At 56.3% G+C, this 17317-nt stretch carries 19 protein-coding genes and 2 tRNA genes; 13 read left to right on the forward strand and 8 right to left on the reverse strand.

Features of this window, described 5'->3' with window-relative positions; translation table 11 throughout:
* Position 1: 1 nt before the first annotated feature.
* Together ACE1BR_RS07200 and ACE1BR_RS07205 are read right to left on the reverse strand one after the other, a co-directional pair.
* Positions 2-481 carry a putative 4-hydroxy-4-methyl-2-oxoglutarate aldolase gene (locus ACE1BR_RS07200; RefSeq protein ID WP_374868914.1) on the reverse strand — a complete coding sequence of 160 codons (480 nt, stop codon included), beginning with the start codon at positions 479-481 and terminating at the stop codon, positions 2-4.
* A 39-nt stretch (positions 482-520) separates the two neighbouring features.
* Positions 521-931: a DUF3293 domain-containing protein gene (locus ACE1BR_RS07205; RefSeq protein ID WP_374869073.1), complete on the reverse strand. Its 411-nt coding sequence runs from the start codon at positions 929-931 to the stop codon at positions 521-523.
* A 396-nt stretch (positions 932-1327) separates the two neighbouring features.
* Here ACE1BR_RS07205 and arcA point away from each other — a divergent pair, with 396 nt between their 5' ends.
* On the forward strand, positions 1328-2047 hold the full coding sequence (arcA, locus tag ACE1BR_RS07210) for a two-component system response regulator ArcA (protein ID WP_374868916.1): 720 nt from the start codon (positions 1328-1330) through the stop codon (positions 2045-2047).
* 157 nt (positions 2048-2204) lie between these two features.
* Here the strand turns inward: arcA and ACE1BR_RS07215 are convergent.
* Positions 2205-2279 (reverse strand) — tRNA-Gly (locus ACE1BR_RS07215).
* Positions 2280-2295: 16 nt separating this feature from the next.
* Positions 2296-2369, reverse strand: a tRNA-Gly gene (locus tag ACE1BR_RS07220).
* A gap of 201 nt (positions 2370-2570) precedes the next feature.
* Between ACE1BR_RS07220 and cydD the strand changes: the two genes are divergently transcribed.
* The 4 genes from cydD (at position 2571) to ACE1BR_RS07240 (ending at position 6991) form a co-directional block, all read left to right on the forward strand.
* Positions 2571-4340, forward strand: coding sequence for a cysteine/glutathione ABC transporter permease/ATP-binding protein CydD (gene cydD, locus ACE1BR_RS07225; RefSeq protein ID WP_374868918.1), 1770 nt, complete (start codon positions 2571-2573; stop codon positions 4338-4340).
* Positions 4333-6063 (forward strand): cysteine/glutathione ABC transporter ATP-binding protein/permease CydC, encoded by a 1731-nt coding sequence (gene cydC, locus ACE1BR_RS07230; RefSeq protein ID WP_374868920.1) that lies wholly within the window; start codon positions 4333-4335, stop codon positions 6061-6063. The genes cydD and cydC overlap by 8 nt, the downstream gene beginning before the upstream one ends.
* A 163-nt stretch (positions 6064-6226) precedes the next feature.
* Complete coding sequence (rcsF, locus tag ACE1BR_RS07235) at positions 6227-6598, forward strand: Rcs stress response system protein RcsF (RefSeq protein WP_374868922.1); 372 nt, start codon at positions 6227-6229, stop codon at positions 6596-6598.
* Positions 6599-6604: 6 nt separating this feature from the next.
* Positions 6605-6991, forward strand: coding sequence for a DUF488 domain-containing protein (locus ACE1BR_RS07240; RefSeq protein ID WP_374868924.1), 387 nt, complete (start codon positions 6605-6607; stop codon positions 6989-6991).
* Between the two features lie 92 nt (positions 6992-7083).
* Here the strand turns inward: ACE1BR_RS07240 and ACE1BR_RS07245 are convergent, their stop codons facing one another.
* Positions 7084-8064 (reverse strand): NAD-dependent epimerase/dehydratase family protein, encoded by a 981-nt coding sequence (locus tag ACE1BR_RS07245; RefSeq protein WP_374868926.1) that lies wholly within the window; start codon positions 8062-8064, stop codon positions 7084-7086.
* Between the two features lie 211 nt (positions 8065-8275).
* On the opposite strand from ACE1BR_RS07245, the gene tsaA reads away from it, so the two are divergent.
* From tsaA to ACE1BR_RS07265, 4 genes are all read left to right on the forward strand, one after another.
* Positions 8276-8980, forward strand: a complete 705-nt coding sequence (gene tsaA / locus ACE1BR_RS07250; RefSeq protein WP_374868928.1) for a tRNA (N6-threonylcarbamoyladenosine(37)-N6)-methyltransferase TrmO — start codon at positions 8276-8278, stop codon at positions 8978-8980.
* Positions 8981-9261: 281 nt separating this feature from the next.
* On the forward strand, positions 9262-9810 hold the full coding sequence (locus ACE1BR_RS07255) for a cytochrome b (protein ID WP_374868930.1): 549 nt from the start codon (positions 9262-9264) through the stop codon (positions 9808-9810).
* Between the two features lie 222 nt (positions 9811-10032).
* A complete protein-coding gene (locus ACE1BR_RS07260; RefSeq protein WP_374869075.1) occupies positions 10033-10707 on the forward strand; it encodes a response regulator in 675 nt (224 codons plus the stop codon).
* Between the two features lie 29 nt (positions 10708-10736).
* Positions 10737-12089, forward strand: coding sequence for an ATP-binding protein (locus ACE1BR_RS07265; RefSeq protein ID WP_374869077.1), 1353 nt, complete (start codon positions 10737-10739; stop codon positions 12087-12089).
* 544 nt (positions 12090-12633) lie between these two features.
* Here ACE1BR_RS07265 and ACE1BR_RS07270 read toward each other — a convergent pair.
* On the reverse strand, positions 12634-12978 hold the full coding sequence (locus tag ACE1BR_RS07270; protein ID WP_374868932.1) for a DUF805 domain-containing protein: 345 nt from the start codon (positions 12976-12978) through the stop codon (positions 12634-12636).
* 603 nt (positions 12979-13581) lie between these two features.
* On the opposite strand from ACE1BR_RS07270, the gene ACE1BR_RS07275 reads away from it, so the two are divergent.
* The 4 genes from ACE1BR_RS07275 (at position 13582) to ACE1BR_RS07290 (ending at position 16307) form a co-directional block, all read left to right on the forward strand.
* Positions 13582-14217: a GIN domain-containing protein gene (locus tag ACE1BR_RS07275; protein ID WP_374868934.1), complete on the forward strand. Its 636-nt coding sequence runs from the start codon at positions 13582-13584 to the stop codon at positions 14215-14217.
* 327 nt (positions 14218-14544) lie between these two features.
* A complete protein-coding gene (locus tag ACE1BR_RS07280; protein ID WP_374868936.1) occupies positions 14545-15291 on the forward strand; it encodes an alpha/beta fold hydrolase in 747 nt (248 codons plus the stop codon).
* Positions 15292-15517: 226 nt separating this feature from the next.
* On the forward strand, positions 15518-15946 hold the full coding sequence (locus tag ACE1BR_RS07285; RefSeq protein WP_374868938.1) for an N-acetyltransferase: 429 nt from the start codon (positions 15518-15520) through the stop codon (positions 15944-15946).
* A gap of 112 nt (positions 15947-16058) precedes the next feature.
* Positions 16059-16307: a DUF3297 family protein gene (locus tag ACE1BR_RS07290; RefSeq protein WP_005338226.1), complete on the forward strand. Its 249-nt coding sequence runs from the start codon at positions 16059-16061 to the stop codon at positions 16305-16307.
* Positions 16308-16428: 121 nt separating this feature from the next.
* Here the strand turns inward: ACE1BR_RS07290 and ACE1BR_RS07295 are convergent, their stop codons facing one another.
* Positions 16429-16911 (reverse strand): hypothetical protein, encoded by a 483-nt coding sequence (locus tag ACE1BR_RS07295; RefSeq protein ID WP_374868940.1) that lies wholly within the window; start codon positions 16909-16911, stop codon positions 16429-16431.
* Positions 16908-17300, reverse strand: a complete 393-nt coding sequence (locus ACE1BR_RS07300) for a DUF805 domain-containing protein (RefSeq protein WP_374868942.1) — start codon at positions 17298-17300, stop codon at positions 16908-16910. Before ACE1BR_RS07300 ends, ACE1BR_RS07295 begins: the two co-directional genes overlap by 4 nt.
* Positions 17301-17317 lie beyond the last annotated feature (17 nt).

The raw sequence follows: 17317 nt of genomic DNA on the forward strand, positions 1-17317 counted from the left end.
GTCAAATCAGCGGCGTGGCACTCACCACCACGCCGTTACGATCCGCATAGATGTAATCCCCTTCGTGAATGGTCACGCCAGCAAAGGTCACCACGGCACCAAGCTCGCCCTGTCCCCGCTTCTCGGTCTTGACCGGGCAGGCCGCCAACGCCTTGACCCCGAGCGCCAGCGTGGCCAGGGTGCCAACATCCCGCGCTGCGCCGTGGATCAGGATCCCCTCCCACCCCTGCTCCACCGCCTTGACCGCCAGCTGATCGCCAAGCAGCGCCCGCCGCAGCGAACCGCCCCCATCGATCACCATCACCTTGCCCTGACCAGGACGGGTCACCAGCTCTCGCACCAGGCTGTTGTCTTCATAGCAGGAGAGGGTCACGGCGCGACCATAGAAGATGGGCTTGCCACCAAAATCGTGAAACACCGGGTCGGCCACTTGCAGCAAGTCGCCATGTTGATCGCAAAGGTCGGGCAGGAGATCCAGCATGATTTGATTCCTTTCAGATACATGAAGGTGTTCATTGTTTCATCGGGCAAGGTTTCTGGCAATCCAGAAGGATTCAATATTGCCCAGACAAACTGCTGATTTATCAGTCAATACTGGCACCAACCAGAGCCTGCCATCCTCTACCCAGTAGATGGCATTCTGGCCAAAGCGGACGGCCACGTGACGGGCCTGTGACAAGGAGAGCGGCACCGCCAGCGATGACTCCTGCCAGCTCTCATCAGGAGCTGCCCCCCAAAGCGGGCCAGCCGCCGTGACCTGCAAATCCTCGGTCAGATGGCGCCACAGAGCCCGTTCTCGCCGTCGATTGCGACGTTCACTGACGCGCACACTGGCCGGATTCCAGGCGGTGATGATTGCGAATGCAGGCCAGTCAGGCACCTCAAATGGCGCCATAAAGCAGATTTTCTTGTAGTTTTCCCACAAAATCATGTCAATCACATGTTACATTCCATTACATTTTATAGGGGCGAAAATGTGGTTCAGGCCAAGTATGATGCAGCTGAGCCAGGGTTTGACCTACATCAAAGCAGAGTTAAAAAGTTGCTATCTGACGGCAAAGAGTGTTGTTATGCTCCTGTTAACTGATAAAATACGGCAACTTTCGTAATGGACGACCTTTCCAGGCTTTACTCGACCAGACTTGTCGGGAACCTATAAGTGGCACAGGGATGCTTGCCGGTACTGATGCCAAATTCGCGATATTCCGACCTGACTCTCATACCCAGGATGACGTAATAAATTTTCAGGATCAGTCAGGAAATCGGTTTGAAACGCCAAAGAGTGTTAAATTTAAGATAATTAACTGATAAGAATCTGGGAATACTCATGCAAACACCACACATTCTGATCGTCGAAGACGAGCTGGTCACACGCAATACCCTGAAAAGCATTTTCGAAGCAGAAGGCTACGCTGTGCTTGAAGCCAACAACGGCGACGAGATGCATCAAGCCCTGACTTCCCACACCATCAATCTGGTGATCATGGACATCAACCTGCCAGGCAAGAACGGCCTGCTGTTGGCCCGTGAGCTGCGTGAGAACGACAACATCGCCCTGATGTTCCTGACCGGTCGTGACAACGAAGTGGACAAGATCCTGGGTCTGGAGATCGGCGCCGATGATTACATCACCAAGCCGTTCAACCCGCGCGAACTGACCATCCGTGCCCGCAACCTGCTGAGCCGCACCATGAACGTGGCAGCCGGTGGCGAAGAGAAGAAGCTGGTTGAGCGTTACCTGTTCAACGGCTGGGCACTGGACATCAACAGCCGCGCACTGGTCAGCCCGACTGGCGACATGTTCAAGCTGCCGCGCTCCGAGTTCCGCGCCATGCTGCACTTCTGCGAAAACCCGGGCCAGATCCAGACCCGTGCCGAACTGCTGAAGAAGATGACCGGCCGTGAGCTGAAACCCCACGACCGCACCGTCGATGTGACCATCCGTCGCATCCGCAAGCACTTCGAAAGCGTCAATGATACCCCGGAAATCATCGCCACCATCCACGGCGAAGGCTACCGTTTCTGTGGTGAGCTGGAGCAGGAATAAGCTCTTGCTACACTGTTGATCTGAAAAGGCGCCTCGGGCGCCTTTTCTGTCTCTGTGGTTTCCCTTAATGCCGAGCAAGGATGATCGTTGCGTCAAAGGGTGAACAGGATGCAAAACAAAAAGCCCACTCGCAGGAGTGGGCTTTTTGTTTTGAAGCTGGAGCGGGCAGCGGGAATCGAACCCGCATCATCAGCTTGGAAGGCTGAGGTAATAGCCATTATACGATGCCCGCCTGGCATCTAAAATTTTGGAGCGGGTGATGGGAATCGAACCCACGTATGCAGCTTGGGAAGCTACCGTTCTACCATTGAACTACACCCGCGTCAGGGCTCCTACTATATGCATTTTGCCGCCGAGCGCAATGCTGCCATTGCCACTTTTTTCAATAAATCAATCTGTTCGGACAAGGATTGAACAGTCGGTTGCTTTTTCAAGCAAACATTTTCCGCACAGATAATTTACAAGGTTGCCAAGGCCAAACAGCGAGGATAGTCTTGCGCCACTCGACGCGAGGATGGTGGTAATGGATAAAAAAACGCAAAAACGTCTCTATGGCTGGTTGCGCAAGCAATCGAGTCACGGTCGCCGCTGGATCACGATCTCCATCGCCTTTGGCCTGGGCCAGGGCGTGTTGATGGTGGCGCAAGCCTGGCTGCTGGCAACCCTGCTGCATGGTTTCATCATCGAAGGCTCGACACCCGAGCAGTCCATTACGCTCTTTATTACTCTGCTGCTGGTCACCCTCGGCAAAGCAGCGCTGGCCTATGGCCGGGAAGTGGCCAGTTTCAAGGCGGGCAGCGCGGTGCGCCAGACCATCCGCCAGCTGGTACTGACTCGTTTAAGCCGACTCGGCCCTGCCTATATCCAGCGCCGCCCGGCCGGTAGCTGGGCCAGCTTGCTGCTGGAACAGATTGAAAACATGCAGGATTTCTTCTCCCGCTACCTGCCGCAGATGGCCATTGCCGTTTTTATTCCGGTGGTCATTCTGGTGGCCGTGTTCCCGGTCAACTGGGCCGCTGGCCTGATCCTGCTGGGCACGGCCCCGCTTATCCCCATCTTCATGATCCTGGTCGGTGTCGGTGCCGCCGATGCCAACCGCCGCAACTTCCAGGCGCTGGCTCGTCTCTCCGGCCATTTCCTCGATCGCCTGAAGGGGCTGCGCACCCTGCAACTCTTTATGCGTACCCAGGCAGAAGGTGACGCCATTCGCGATGCCTCGGAAGATTTTCGTGAGCGCACCATGGAAGTGCTGCGCCTCGCATTTTTAAGCACTGCCGTGCTGGAGTTCTTCGCCGCCATTTCGGTGGCACTGGTCGCCGTATACTTCGGCTTCTCCTATATCGATCACCTCGACTTTGGCCACTATGGCAGCAAAGTGACCCTTTTTACCGGCCTGTTCGTGCTGTTTCTCGCCCCCGAGTTCTACGCACCACTGCGGGAACTGGGCGCCCACTACCACGCCAAGGCGCAAGCCATCGGCGCCGCCGAGCAGCTGCTGGAGTTCCTCGAGGCCGAGGTGAGCGAACCGGCCGCAGGCAATGCGCCGTTCCATGCCGACAGCCCCGTCAAGGTAGAAGCCAAAGGGCTTGAAGTGCTGAGCGCCGAAGGCAAGGTGCTGGTCGGCCCCATCGACTTCACCCTTACAGCCGGTTCGCGCACCGCGCTGATCGGGATCAGCGGTGCAGGCAAGAGCTCGCTGGTCAACGCCCTGCTCGGCTTTGCCCCCTATCGTGGTGAGCTCAAGGTGAACGGACAGGAGCTCGCCACCCTCGATATGAGCCAGTGGCGCCTGCAGCTGGGTTGGCTCTCGCAAAACCCGCAGCTGTTCCACGCCTCCTTGCGCGACAACCTGCTGCTGGCCAAGCCAACGGCCAGCGATGCCGAGCTGGAAGATGCCCTGAAACGGGCGCAGGCCTGGGAATTTGCCATGGAAAAGGGACTCGACTATCCGGTTGGCGATCAGGCTGGCGGCCTCTCGGTCGGTCAGGCCCAGCGCCTCGCCCTGGCGCGAACCCTGCTCAAATCGACCCAGCTGATGGTGCTGGACGAACCGACCGCCAGTCTGGATCGCCACTCCGAGCGCGCCATCATGACCACGCTGGAGCAGGTCATCGCCAATCAGACCCTGCTGATGATCACTCACCGCCTCGACCAGCTCACCAAGATGGATCAGATCCTGGTACTTGAGCGCGGCCAGCTGGTGGAGCAAGGCAGCTTCCAGCAATTAAGCCAGGCAGAGGGGCACTTTGCCCGTCTTCTGTCTCAACGTTCCGGGGGTTCTCTCGATGACTGATCTCTTGCCGTTTCTGCGCCTCTATCGCCAACACTGGCTCAGCCTCTCCCTCGGCCTGTTGCTGGCGCTGGTCACCCTGATCGCCGGGATGGGGCTGCTGTCACTCTCCGGCTGGTTCCTCTCTGCCGCCGCCGTTGCCGGGATGGCCGTCGCTAGCCGCGACAGCTTCAACTACATGACCCCCGCTGGCGGGGTGCGCTTCTTCTCCATCATCCGCACTGCCGGTCGCTGGGGTGAGCGGGTAGTGAGCCACGATGCCACCTTCCGGGTACTGACCCGGCTGCGAGTCTGGTTCTGGCAAAAACTCTCGCCACTCTCAACCGGTACCCTGGCCGGTTTCCGCCAGGCCGACCTGCTCAACCGACTGGTGGCCGACATCGACGCGATGGACCACGTCTATCTGCGGTTGATCACCCCTATCGGCGCGGCCCTGCTGAGCAGTGCCGGACTGGTCTTCTTCCTGTCGTTTTTTGACAGCCACCTCGCCCTAACCCTCGGCGCCATTCTGCTGTTTGGCATGATCGCCCTGCCGCTGGTGTTCTACTTCCTCGGCCGTCGCCCCGGTCAGGCGCTGATTGCCGAGAAGTCGGCCTTGCGCACCCGGATGGTGGACTATCTGGATGGCCAGGCCGAACTGCAGATGTTTGCCGCCGCCCCCAAGGCGCTGGTGGCGCTGCAACATGCCGAACTGGCGCTGCTCGCTGCGCAGGCCCGCATGGCCAAGGTGAGCGGGCTGGCCAACTTCTCGGTACAACTGCTGAGTGGCTGGACCCTGACCCTGATGCTCTGGCTGGCCGGTCATGGCGTGGCGGGCGCGGCCCCCGACCCCATTACCGCGCTGATGGTGTTTGCCACCCTGGCCAGCTTCGAGGCCCTGATGCCGCTGGCAGGAGCGTTCCAACACCTCTCCACCAGCCTCACCTCAGCTCGCCGCTTGAACGAGATCCTGCAAGAGGCAAAAGCCCCCGAATGGGGCAGTGAACAGACCCACGCCAAGGGTGGCGCCCTGCAGATCAGCGACCTCTACTTCGGCTATCCCGGTAACCCCCAGCCAGTGCTGCGTGGCTGCACCCTGCAACTGCAAACCGGTGAGAAGCTGGCGCTGCTGGGCCAGACCGGCTGCGGCAAATCGACCCTGATGGGGCTGCTGACCCGTGAGTGGAGCCCGCAGGCAGGCAAGATCCTGCTCGATGGCAAGCCGCTGACCGATTACAGCGAAGGGGCGCTGCGCGCTTCCATCTCGGTGGTGAGCCAACGGGTACACCTGTTTGCCGATACCCTGCGGGGCAACCTCAAGCTGGCGGCACCGAGCGCCACTGACGAGCAGCTGATTGCGGTGCTGACCCAGGTCGGGTTGGCCAATCTGCTGGAAGATGAGGCAGGTCTGGATGCCTGGCTCGGCGACGGTGGCCGACCGCTCTCCGGTGGCGAGCGTCGCCGCATCGGCATCGCCCGCGCCCTGCTGCACGATGCGCCGCTCTGGCTGCTCGACGAACCGACCGAAGGGCTCGACAGCCAGACCGAGCGGGAGATCATGGATCTGCTGTTCAAGCTGGGAGCTGAACGCACTCTGCTGCTCATCTCCCACCGTCTGCTGGGGCTGGAGCAGATGGACCGGATTGCCCTGATGGAAGAGGGACAGATCCGCCTCTGTGCTCCCCATCACGAATTGCTGGCAGATGATTACTATCGCAGCCTCCATCAGCGGCTGGCTCCGGTTTGATATCAGGCTGATGGGTGTCACACCCTGACACCCGAGCTCAAAACGGGGCTGGTCGCCACAGGCGGCTGGCCCCTATAATGTCCCCCTCATTATTCAACAAGATGCCGACATGGAGCGCCTGCGCCTTTCTACTGTCCTCATCACCGACACAAGATACGAGACGATGAAACGCCTGATCCTGATGATGCCCCTGATTGCCTCCGGCTGCGCCAACTACGCCTTCAACAGCAATCTGGATAAAGAGAACTTCGACGAATACTTCAAACCCGGTAGCGTGCGCATTTACGAACAAGCTCAGCTGGCAGACCTCAACTACCTCTACCTCGGCACCATCGAGGGGGAGTCGTGCCAGGCCGATGCCAAGCAACCGCTGCCCAACGCCGGTGAAGCGCGCACCCTGGCCCGTCGCCGCGCTGCCGACCTGGGTGGCAACGGTGTCACCTTCGACAAATGTGCCGAATTCAGCGATACCCCGGGCTGTCTGAAACAGGTGATCTGCTACGGTCAGGCGCTGAAAGTAGCCGAAGAGAAGTAACGACCCATGGCGCTTGCTATTGTGCGTCTCGGCTCGCCCCGCCTCCCCGACGAAGGGCTGCGGGTCGGCACGGTGCGCCGTCCGCCTCGTGGCGTGCCAAAGAGCGAATTCGCCAGCCAGAACTGGTATGACGTATGGTTCCCCAACCTCGCCCCCAGCAGCGAAACCATGAAGCTGGGTCAGGCCGCCGAAACGCCCACCCAGTGGGCTGCCTTTGGCAAAGCGTACAAGACGGAGCTGGCAACCCCGGCAGCCAGACACGATCTGGCGCTGCTGGCTGCCCTCTCCCACACCACCAATCTCTCGGTGGGTTGCTACTGCGAGCAGGAGTCCCGCTGCCATCGCGCCATCTTGCGCGAACTGCTGGCAGCCGCTGGTGCAGCCATCCGTTAGCACCCACATGCAATACCTAAAAACGAGAGGGCATCACTGCGATGCCCTCTCGTTGTTATCGATATTGCATGGTGCGTCGGTCTGCTCGTTCGCTATCTCACCTGCTGGCGCAACAGCGCCTCTTGCTCAATAGTCATCCCTTCAGCCCCCCCCCCATCCGGCGTGTGTGTCAGCCACTCGACCAGATCGGCTGCCGTCTCCTCCAGCGGCCGGAAGTTGAGACCGTGCACGATGGCGGCCTCGGCGCTGATGCGGCCATAACCGGCATACTCCGGCAACATGTTGGGCAGCAGGGTCGGATAACTCTGCCAGGGCTCAACACCGGCCGCCAGCAGCGCAGACCATGGGGTCCACTCCGGTTCGATCGGTATTGCGGATCCCACTCTGGCGCTCAGTCGCTCGACCCAGTCAGCCAGCGCAATGCCCGGTTTGATGAGGTTAAAGGTGCCCGCCAGCTGCTGCTCGGCTGCGCGCAACGCAAACTCGGCGCAGTCGCGCACATCCAGATATTGCAGTCGATCCTGCCCCTCCCCCGGCAGCAGCCAACGACCGCCCTGCTGCACCCGCTTCACCCACCAGGCCATGCGGCCGGTGTGATCATGAGGGCCGCACAGCACACCCGGACGCAGAATACAGAGTCGCTCATCCCAACGTTCGCGATAGGTCGCCTCGCACAACACCTTGAGCGAACCATAATCGTCGGGCATTTCGCCTTGGGGGATTGGGTGCAGCGGCGCCGACTCATCCATCCCCTTGCTGGCAAAGTCACGGTAAACCGAGATGGTGGAGATAAAGATCAGCCGCTCGCAGCGCCCAAGCAGGGCCGCCGAGAGGCTTGCCGCCTGTTCGGGCCGATAACAGCAGGTGTCGATGGCGAGATCCCACTGCAGCCCCGCACCTTGCAGATCACTCAGATCCCTGTCCCTGTCGCCGGTGAGTTGCACCAGATCGCGCCAGTCTGGATGCTGGCGTTGGCCCCGATTGAACAGGGTCACCTCATGACCCCAATCCAGCGCCAACGCGGTCAGGTGGCGCCCCAAAAATCCGGTGCCACCGATAATCAGCAGTTTCATCCCTTCCCTCCCAGCTGGCACGAGTGCGTGAATGTCATACCGACACGTCAATTGCCTTCACCCTACGCAAGTTGACGAGCGGGCACAGCTCCCGACATGTCGGGATGGGACGGAGATCACGGCAAGGATGCCAGAATGGGCGTAACGCGGCGGTGCCTGCGTTTTGCAGCCGCCTGTGCTAAATTGCCGGGGTTTTCAGTCAGGATCCGCCATGAAGTTCGAAATCGACACCCTCGGGATCATCCGCTCTCCCTACAAGGAGAAGTTCGCCATCCCCCGCCAGCCCGGTCTGGTCAAATCGGCCCGCGCCCGCCTCGAGCTGCTCCCCCCTTACGATCAGCCGGATGTGCTGCGCGGTATCGAGCAGTTCTCCCATCTGTGGCTCAGCTTTGTCTTTCACCAGACCATGGCGCAGGGCTGGCACCCGACGGTGCGCCCGCCACGTCTTGGCGGCAACGAGCGGGTCGGTGTCTTTGCCACCCGATCCACCTTCCGCCCCAATCCGCTGGGCCTCTCGGTGGTCGAGTTGCACGGCGTCGGCCGCGAGCGGGGCAAGCTGTGGCTGGAGCTGGGTGCCGTCGATCTGCTCGATGGCACCCCCATCGTCGATATCAAACCCTATATCCCCTATGCCGACAGTCTGCCGGATGCCCGTGGCGGCTTTGCCCCCGATGCCCCCACCCCGCCACTGGCGGTGAGCTTCAGTGCCGAAGCGGAGCTGCAACTGCAACCCTGGCTCAAGGCCCATCCCGAGCTGCGCCAGCTGGTGAGCGAAGTGCTGGCACAAGATCCGCGCCCCGCCTACAAAAAGGGCAAGCCGGATGAGAAGGAGTACGGCGTGCGGCTATTTGACTGCAACGTCCGCTTCCGGATCTGCGAACCCGCCTGCCTGGTCATTGCCATCGAACCTGCCTGACCATCGGGTTCAGGCAGCCCTTTTTCACGGGCGCTTCACACTGTTCAGGGTTTAATTAACCTGAAAATTGTGTGGTATTGATCAGCTCCTCAATGAGCCGGCAGTGATATCATCTCCATGGCAGTATCGTGCGGAAAAGACTGATTATTTTCCTCTCATGGGCACCCGGCCTGTACCCGCGTACATCCGGCAGGTGTCGCCAATGGAACTGGCCTCCTCCGATCGTTCGCCCATCGGGTGATACCACACGGATGTGACTCTTTGACAGAAGGAAACCAACCATGCTGATGAACAGTGAACAACGTTACGGCACCCTCAGTATCGGGCTGCACTGGCTGACCCTGTGGGCGATGATCGCCGTCTACGCCCTGATCGAATTTCGCGATATTTTTCCCAAAGGGGATCCGGGTCGAGACCTGATGAAGGAGTGGCACTTCATGCTGGGGCTGCTTATCTTCGCACTGGTCTTTATCAGACTGGCCCTGCGCTGGATGAGCCCGACGCCGCGCATCGTGCCCGAACTCTCCCCTGTGATGCACAAACTGGCCAAGCTGGCCCATATTGCCCTCTATGGCTTTCTCATCCTGACTCCGCTGTGTGGCTGGCTGCTGCTGAGCGCTGCTGGCAAGCCCATCCCCTTCTTCGGGTTTGAGCTGCCCGCCTTGGTTGCCCCCGATCCGGACTTCAAAGGGTTGATCAAAGAGGTGCACGAGACCCTGGGCAACCTCGGTTATGCCCTGATCGCTCTGCACACGGTGGCCGCCCTGTTCCACCACCATGTGCTCAAGGACAACACCCTCACCAATATGCTGCCGCCCCGCCGCAGCTAACCGGCAGTAGCAATAACGCAGAGGGGGCCATCGTGGCCCCCTCTGCTTTTGCGACCTGGCAATGGCGCTTATCGCCCCGCAGACTCCCCGGCACGGCTCGCTATACAACTGAAATTCCTCTGATTCAGTCCTGATACAGGAGCAACAGGATAGGATTCGAATTGACTCGAAGCGACATACACTTTCTAATTGACAGCATGGATCCCTATGACCGCTCACATCATGAAAATTCTGTTGGTCGAAGACGACAAGCTGCTCAATCATCACCTCACTTCACTGCTGACCGAAGCCGACAATCAGGTCTACAGCACCGACAAGGCCGCAATTGCTCTGCACTATGCCGCCGACTACCCCATTGATGTGGCGATCATCGATCTTGGTCTGCCCGATATGGACGGCCTGCAACTGATCCGGCAACTGCGCGAACGGCAGATCCCCTTCCCCATCATCGTCCTCACCGCCCGTGGCAACTGGCAGGACAAGGTAGAAGGGTTGGAAGCAGGTGCTGATGACTATCTGGTTAAACCATTCCAGAAAGATGAGCTGCTGGCCCGCCTCAATGCACTGCTGCGCCGCAGCGCCGGTTTTATCTCGCCCAAGGTGAAGGGTGGTGATTACGAACTGGATCTCTCCCGCAAGGAGCTGACCATTGCCGGTGAGGTCGCCGTCCTGACCAGCTTTGAATACCTCATTCTGGAGTACCTGATGCGCAACGCCCGTCAGGTGGTCTCCAAGCAGCAACTGCTCGACCAGCTCTATGGTGATGGCGAAGGAGATCCCAACACCATCGAGGTGATGGTAAGCCGTCTGCGCAAGAAGCTGGATCCGGAAGGGACGATTCAACCCATCTCTACCATCCGGCGTCAGGGCTACATCTTCAACCTCTCGTGCAGCTGAGGAGGTTCCCCTTGCTGCGCCCCATCAAGATGATACGCAACTCCCTGCATATCAAACTGCTGCTCAGCTCGCTGCTGGTGATCGCCCTGATCATGGGATTTGCCGTCTACGCCCTCTATCTGGGGCATGTTGAGGAGCAGAGCCAGAAGGCGAGCGCTCGGATGCAGGAGAACCTGGCAAAAATTTTCTCCTCCACCAAGTCATCTGAAAGTGATGCAAAGGATCTTGAACGCATCTCCCTCAATGCTGCCGATCGCGATCTCGACACCCTGATCTGCCAAGCCAATGGCAAGCAGATCTGGTCCAGCCTGCATCTGCCAGATGTGCTCCGGGCCAAAGCCACTATCTGCAGAGATTTAATGAAATATCTGCGGGGTAAGGATCTCGACTACTTCTTCAAAAAGCACACCATAGAGAATGGCGAAAGCTACTACATCTACAGCCTGCGCTTTATCCGCAACCCCGGTAATGGCACTACCGCCTTCTACGTGGTGATGATCGACTCGGCCAAACGCTACCACGCCGAAGCGCGCGCCTATCTCTACCAAACCATCCGTCAGGCCCTGCTCGCCTATCTGCTGCTGGCCGGACTGTTGCTGCTGACTACCTACTGGAGCCTGGGCTCCCTGCGCACCATCGCCCACCAGATCGACGATATCCGGGCTGGCGACCGTGATGCCATCTCCAATGAGTTCGAACGGGAACTGGCCCCGCTGACTGACTCCATCAACCAGTTGCTGGAGAACGAACGCCAGCAGACCCAGCGCTATCAGCATGCCCTCAACGATCTTGCCCACAGCCTGAAAACCCGGCTGGCGCTGATCCAGATGACAACTCAGGAGAGCGCACTGGGGCGGGACATCCACGACAACATCAACGAACAGATCCTGACCATGGATCAGATGATCCAGTACCAGCTCAGACGCGCCGTCACCGGCCGCCAGCGCCTTGCCAGCAAGGGCACCGAGCCGGTGCCGCTCATTGAAAAGCTGCTGGCCAGCCTGACCAAGGTCTATCGCCACAAGAAGCTGCAAACCCAGTTCCAGTTCGATGATGACGCCCTCTTTCACGGCGAACAGGGCGACCTGATGGAGCTGATGGGCAACCTGCTCGACAACGCCTGCAAGTTTGCCATCAGCGAAGTGAAGGTCACGGTGCACCGTCACCTCGATCGGCTGCGCATTGAAGTGGAAGACGATGGCCCCGGCATCGATCCGGCCAAATCGGAACAGATCTTCCAGCGCGGCGTGCGCGCCGACAGCTCGCCAGGGCAAGGCATCGGTCTGGCGGTAGTGACCGAGATCGTTCACAGCTACGGTGGCCAGATCCGGGTCGATGAATCCCCCCTCGGCGGCGCCCGCTTTACCTTGGATCTGCCCTGATCGGCATTGCCCTGCATCGCCAGCCAGCACAGCCCTAACACAAGGCCCCCAACGTCGGGGGCCTTGTCGTTTCTCTCCATCTCTCGCGTTTTAATTTATGGATCCGGCGCCGATTATCGTCCCTCAGCCCTACCACAACCGGCTGCAATCGATATCATGGTTGCGCGGCAAAAAGGCCTCTCTCGGATTCACTTCATGAGCCTTCGCTGTCATAAGAGTGTTATCCGCAGAAAATGGGTTAAACGTGCTGTAATTTGGGGGAAGCGGCATTGGCTTTATTCGTTTGGCGAGCGACTCAACTCGCAGGTTGGTAATGAACGCCGATAAGCCAACAAAACGAGAAATGGTTATTTTATAAAACAACTGCAATCATCTGACGAAATAAATAATCACTACAACGAACTATTCTTACTCCTTACTCCTTTTTGTTAGAATATAACTTTTTGTTCGACACCCATCTAGATAATGTAGTCCAATATCAGATTTTAAAACCGGACTCTCTCCATGTAGTCCGGCCCCAGGCTTAAACTTGATATATTATTTGTCAGGCTATTGGTGTGGCACCATAACGGTTGGCATATGGATTTCCACGCTTGGCCTTGAAAAATAGCACAATCAACGGACCGATAATCGGGATTAATCCCAGTAGCAAAAACCAGCCATTGCGGTCAATATCATGCAGACGACGCACACTCAATGCCCAACAGGGCACGATGATAAAGAGCCCATATACTCCCATCAATTTATAACCATAATCCAGCTGTTTGGTCAGCAGTGAGAGAACGACACAAATAATAGTATTGATAAGTACAAACATCCAATATTCTTTGCGCGAGGCTCGTCCTTTGAAATCAGCAAACTTCTGAATTGCACGAAAATACCAGTTCATAAAAACTCCAGCTTCTGCACTATGTATTGTATTGCGTATTACTTCTAAATCGACTGTCTATGTTTACTTTTGTGCTCGGAGGCACCAAAAATAAGCGATAACATATCCATCGATATTGGTGTCGATCGCTTGTCATGACCTGCTGCGGCCAGACAAAGATAATTTGGAATTATGATATTCAGCAAGGTAATTTGGATTATAAAATATAAAAATAACACCCCTTCAATAACCAAGATGACCGATAAGCGCAGTCATCAGCACCAGCCCTGGGTTTGCGCAGTGTGACAGGCCGCGGGTTTTAAAGATCTTTTATAGTTTTTGATAACTTTTTATCGTTTAACAGAGCAAAACATCGGTCTGGCGGCTGTGACCAAGATAGTTCCCCGCTACGGTGGCCAGCTCCGGGTCGATGAATCTCCCTTCGGCGGAGCCCCCCTTGAGCGGCAGAGCCAAACCTGTAGTGCCCTCCCATAAGGCCCCCACCATAGCGTACTAAGGGTGCCCACTATCCAATGCGATTCTTTCTATATAGTAAGGGGACATTTTTTTCGTTAAGATGGGGGGAGGAAAATTAATATTGCATATTATTAACATTGAGAAAACATGAAACACTTATATGTCAGCAGTGCGATACTTCTGTTTATCACCAGCCCTGTAGCGTGGTCCAGTGAGACACTGAGTGCAACTAACGTTCCTGAGTGTGAATATCATGAGCTGACTATCAATGCGCTCTCCACCGTAAATTTTGTCGCCGCAGGAAATGCGCAAGGCTCGGTAAAAGGCTCTGCCGCTGAGCTGGCAAACTTAACGTATACATGTGCCAATGGCACGTTAGAGATCAATACCAAGCCCAATGTGATCATCACCCAGGGCTTTACTTTCACACTGCAAAACAGAGCCATCGACCAAGTGACATTAAATGGTGCCCAGTCGATGAAGATGACTGACTTGGCTAACAAAACATTTCGGCTCATTATGGATGGTAGCGGTGACTTTTCTGCAACAGGCAAAGTGGAACACCTTGATGTACTACTCAATGGTGCCGCCGAAGTCGACCTGTCTGCATTACATGCAACAAATAGCAAAGTAACGGTTAACGGCGCGGGCTCTGCCCAAGTGAATGTCGCCGCCACCTTGAATGCTGAAGTGAATGGCGCAGGAACTATCTCCTATATTGGCTCACCCCTTGCCTTAAACCAAAAGGTCAATGGGTCTGGAACGATAACCCAAGAACAGTAAGCACCCTTAGTCAAAGTGCATGGATGCAGTATCGACAAAGTCAAGTTACAGGGACCTGTACTCGTGCCGCCAACCGGAATAATGAATAATCCCATCGGCGAAGCCACTCCATGGGCCAACTCTGTCACTACTGTGTTATCTGCAGAAAATGGGTTAAAGCAGCAAACAGGTAAAATATGGATATTTTTAGACTCAAGCTTTGCCAAAATCACTTTCTCATACAGCCTGACTCTACTTAGTCCAGCACAAACATGCACAATTTAACCTAATGCAGGCAATGTCATAGTTGGCCGTGACATTGAAAAGGTATATAAAGGATATCACTATATGAACTCTTTTTTTTCACCCACAGCTAATTGTCATGTGCGCTGGCATCATTTACCTGGAATCGGAATACCGATGATCTTTGTCCATGGATTGGGCTGTGCTTCATCATACGAATATCCACGAGTTGTCTATGATCCACTTTTCAGTGGAAGAGCTGCGATCTTGATTGATTTACCCGGTTGTGGATATAGCCAAAAACCGCAAGATTACAGTTATTCGATAACTGACCAAGCCATGGTAATCGTCGAACTAGTGCAACATCTTGGGATCAAACAGTGCTTTCTTTATGGACATAGTATGGGAGGCAGCATCAGTATTGAGGCAGCCAAGTTACTTGGCCGGTCTTTGCAGGGGCTGGTAGTATCCGAACCAAACTTTCACCCAGGAGGAGGTTTTTTAAGCAAAGAAATCTGTAGTCACAGTGAAGATGATTTTATTGATCACATATGGCAGAAAATGGTGATGCAGGATGCTAGTCCGTGGGCTGGAAGCTTGGCGGTTGACGCACCTTGGGCTGTATGGCGCGGAGCTGCTAGCCTAATTACAGGCAGTAATTGGCTGGACAGTTTTGTTGAATTACCGGTAAAAAAACAGCTAATCTTCGGTGAGCACTCATTGCCTGATAATGATTTTACTTCTCTGGCAGCCTCAGGAGTGTCAACAATCACTTTACCAAATTGTGGTCATTGTATGTCTTGGGAAAATCCTGGGGCTCTTGCTGAAGCATTATCAAACTTTTGCAAATAATTAACTTACATCTATTGTGTAGGTTCTTATTCTGCGACAGAAAACCCGTTGTCTGAAAGTCGGTGACAGGCATGACGGCCGCAAGAATTGCCTAAATCGCAGCCTTGCCGTCTGGGCCATCGACAGAGGCCAGCCATGGGCGGTCGCTCATATTTTTCCACACATGCCCGATTACGCTGAGCTTATCGCGCCTGCGTTACTTCCACTGTTTGTTATTGAGGCCACTATGATCCGCCCATTATCTGAATCCGATCTGGATGCCGCTGTCGAGCTCTGGTATCACACCTCGGTCAAAGCCCACGACTTTATTCCCGCCGCCTTTTGGCATGAGCAACGGGCGGCGATGAGGGATATTTACCTGCCCGCCAGCAAGAGCTGGGTCTATGAGGAGGATGGTCAGCTGCTGGGCTTTATCTCCTGGTATCAGGGCACTGTTGCTGCGCTGTTTATCTCCCCTGCTCACCAGTCACGGGGGCTGGGGCGCCAGCTGCTCGATCTCCTGAAAGCCCAGTATGACCGGCTCGATTTGACGGTTTACGCCGAAAATAAGCAGGCGCACGGCTTCTATTCCCGCAACGGTTTTCAAGAGGGTGAGCAGCAGTTGTGCGAGCATAGTGGCCGCCCCGAGCTGGTGATGCATTGGCAACGGGGATAAGCGGGGCGCCCATATCGATGGCGAGCGCTCTTTACCTGTTTTTTGGCCGCCTTGAATGCCATGGCGGCATTCTCTACAATGACCCACTTTTTATTCATTTCGGGTTATATCGATGAGCGATACCAGCACCAAACCGGCTCTGCCGGATCACCTCTCCTGCAATCCCCGCAGCCCTCACTATGTGGCCGCCTGCTTCGAGCACCCGATCGGTATCCGCCTGAACGGCAAAGAGCGCACCGATGTCGAGGAGTACTGCATCAGCGAAGGTTGGGTGAAGATCCCCTCCCCCAAGGCGCTGGATCGCCGTGGTCAGCCCATCCTGATCAAGCTCAAGGGCACCGTTGAAGCCTTCTACAGCTAAACAAGGCTCTGCAGCGTGATAAACAAGGCCATCCTCGCGGTGGTCTTGTTGTTTCAATTTGCTAAACGATTATGCCGTAAGCGATTTCCAAAATTGAACGCTGTCTGGATAAAATGGCCGCTTATTGGCACTGCAATGCGGGTTTTTCCTGCAAAAACCATGAAATCCAGCGCCGTTTTGAGTTGAGGACAAATCCTTCATTTTCTCCGATCCCCCCGATGACATAGCCATCGGCAGCCCGCTGACTGACTCCCCAAGCAAAGGACCACTCATCGCTTCGCACTCGCTCACCGCTGATCAGCGCCGCGCTTAACTGTGGATTCATCACGATAATGGATAGCCCGCTGACAGAGGCGATCCCAACCCCACTCTTCTCTACCCGCCCCACCGCAACCGGCACCTTGATGGCGCAGTGCTGGCCCGCCGGGTTGAGTGTTGTATAAACCCCTTCCCCGACCCGCCCCTGCATCCACAGCAGTTCTCCCTGAGTCAGACGATCTACCTGCAATAGCCCTATCGCCCCTGTTGGCAGAGAGTGGGGGTTGCTCGTCGCAGCAGCGAGAGTGGCAACGAAATACATCAGTAGCAACCATGGATATTTCATGATGCCGCCCCCTCTGCATAGACAGATATGCCACCCGGTCTGGACAGAAAATAGACCAGGATGAATGGGCCCACGGCTGGAATAAAAAATAGCCAGCCCCACCAACCGGAACGGCCAATATCATGCAAGCGACGGATAATAATTGCGATCATCGGGATGATGCTCGCCACATCATAGAGAACATCAAGTTGGCCAACGCCTTGCAAGACAATATCCAGCCAGATCAGCGCCAACGTGATCAGCAGATGCAACAGCATAAACAGCCAAAACGCCTGCCTCGTCGTGCTGCCGGTAAAGTCAAATGCGCGTTGCCACGCCTGTAGATAGCAAATAAACATCGCGGTTACCTTCAATGCCAAATGGTCAGGTAACTGATGTTGCTGACTCACCGCACTGAATACGTCCT

The sequence above is a fragment of the Aeromonas sp. MdU4 genome, from assembly GCF_041929505.1.
GTDB lineage: Bacteria > Pseudomonadota > Gammaproteobacteria > Enterobacterales > Aeromonadaceae > Aeromonas.

Bases quoted from the DNA above. Each gene is read 5' to 3' on its own strand.
- ACE1BR_RS07200 (WP_374868914.1), bottom strand. From the start codon at position 481: ATGCTGGATCTCCTGCCCGACCTTTGCGATCAACATGGCGACTTGCTG.
- ACE1BR_RS07205 (WP_374869073.1), bottom strand. From the start codon at position 931: ATGATTTTGTGGGAAAACTACAAGAAAATCTGCTTTATGGCGCCATTT.
- arcA (WP_374868916.1), top strand. From the start codon at position 1,328: ATGCAAACACCACACATTCTGATCGTCGAAGACGAGCTGGTCACACGC.
- cydD (WP_374868918.1), top strand. From the start codon at position 2,571: ATGGATAAAAAAACGCAAAAACGTCTCTATGGCTGGTTGCGCAAGCAA.
- cydC (WP_374868920.1), top strand. From the start codon at position 4,333: ATGACTGATCTCTTGCCGTTTCTGCGCCTCTATCGCCAACACTGGCTC.
- rcsF (WP_374868922.1), top strand. From the start codon at position 6,227: ATGAAACGCCTGATCCTGATGATGCCCCTGATTGCCTCCGGCTGCGCC.
- ACE1BR_RS07240 (WP_374868924.1), top strand. From the start codon at position 6,605: ATGGCGCTTGCTATTGTGCGTCTCGGCTCGCCCCGCCTCCCCGACGAA.
- ACE1BR_RS07245 (WP_374868926.1), bottom strand. From the start codon at position 8,064: ATGAAACTGCTGATTATCGGTGGCACCGGATTTTTGGGGCGCCACCTG.
- tsaA (WP_374868928.1), top strand. From the start codon at position 8,276: ATGAAGTTCGAAATCGACACCCTCGGGATCATCCGCTCTCCCTACAAG.
- ACE1BR_RS07255 (WP_374868930.1), top strand. From the start codon at position 9,262: ATGCTGATGAACAGTGAACAACGTTACGGCACCCTCAGTATCGGGCTG.
- ACE1BR_RS07260 (WP_374869075.1), top strand. From the start codon at position 10,033: ATGAAAATTCTGTTGGTCGAAGACGACAAGCTGCTCAATCATCACCTC.
- ACE1BR_RS07265 (WP_374869077.1), top strand. From the start codon at position 10,737: ATGATACGCAACTCCCTGCATATCAAACTGCTGCTCAGCTCGCTGCTG.
- ACE1BR_RS07270 (WP_374868932.1), bottom strand. From the start codon at position 12,978: ATGAACTGGTATTTTCGTGCAATTCAGAAGTTTGCTGATTTCAAAGGA.
- ACE1BR_RS07275 (WP_374868934.1), top strand. From the start codon at position 13,582: ATGAAACACTTATATGTCAGCAGTGCGATACTTCTGTTTATCACCAGC.
- ACE1BR_RS07280 (WP_374868936.1), top strand. From the start codon at position 14,545: ATGAACTCTTTTTTTTCACCCACAGCTAATTGTCATGTGCGCTGGCAT.
- ACE1BR_RS07285 (WP_374868938.1), top strand. From the start codon at position 15,518: ATGATCCGCCCATTATCTGAATCCGATCTGGATGCCGCTGTCGAGCTC.
- ACE1BR_RS07290 (WP_005338226.1), top strand. From the start codon at position 16,059: ATGAGCGATACCAGCACCAAACCGGCTCTGCCGGATCACCTCTCCTGC.
- ACE1BR_RS07295 (WP_374868940.1), bottom strand. From the start codon at position 16,911: ATGAAATATCCATGGTTGCTACTGATGTATTTCGTTGCCACTCTCGCT.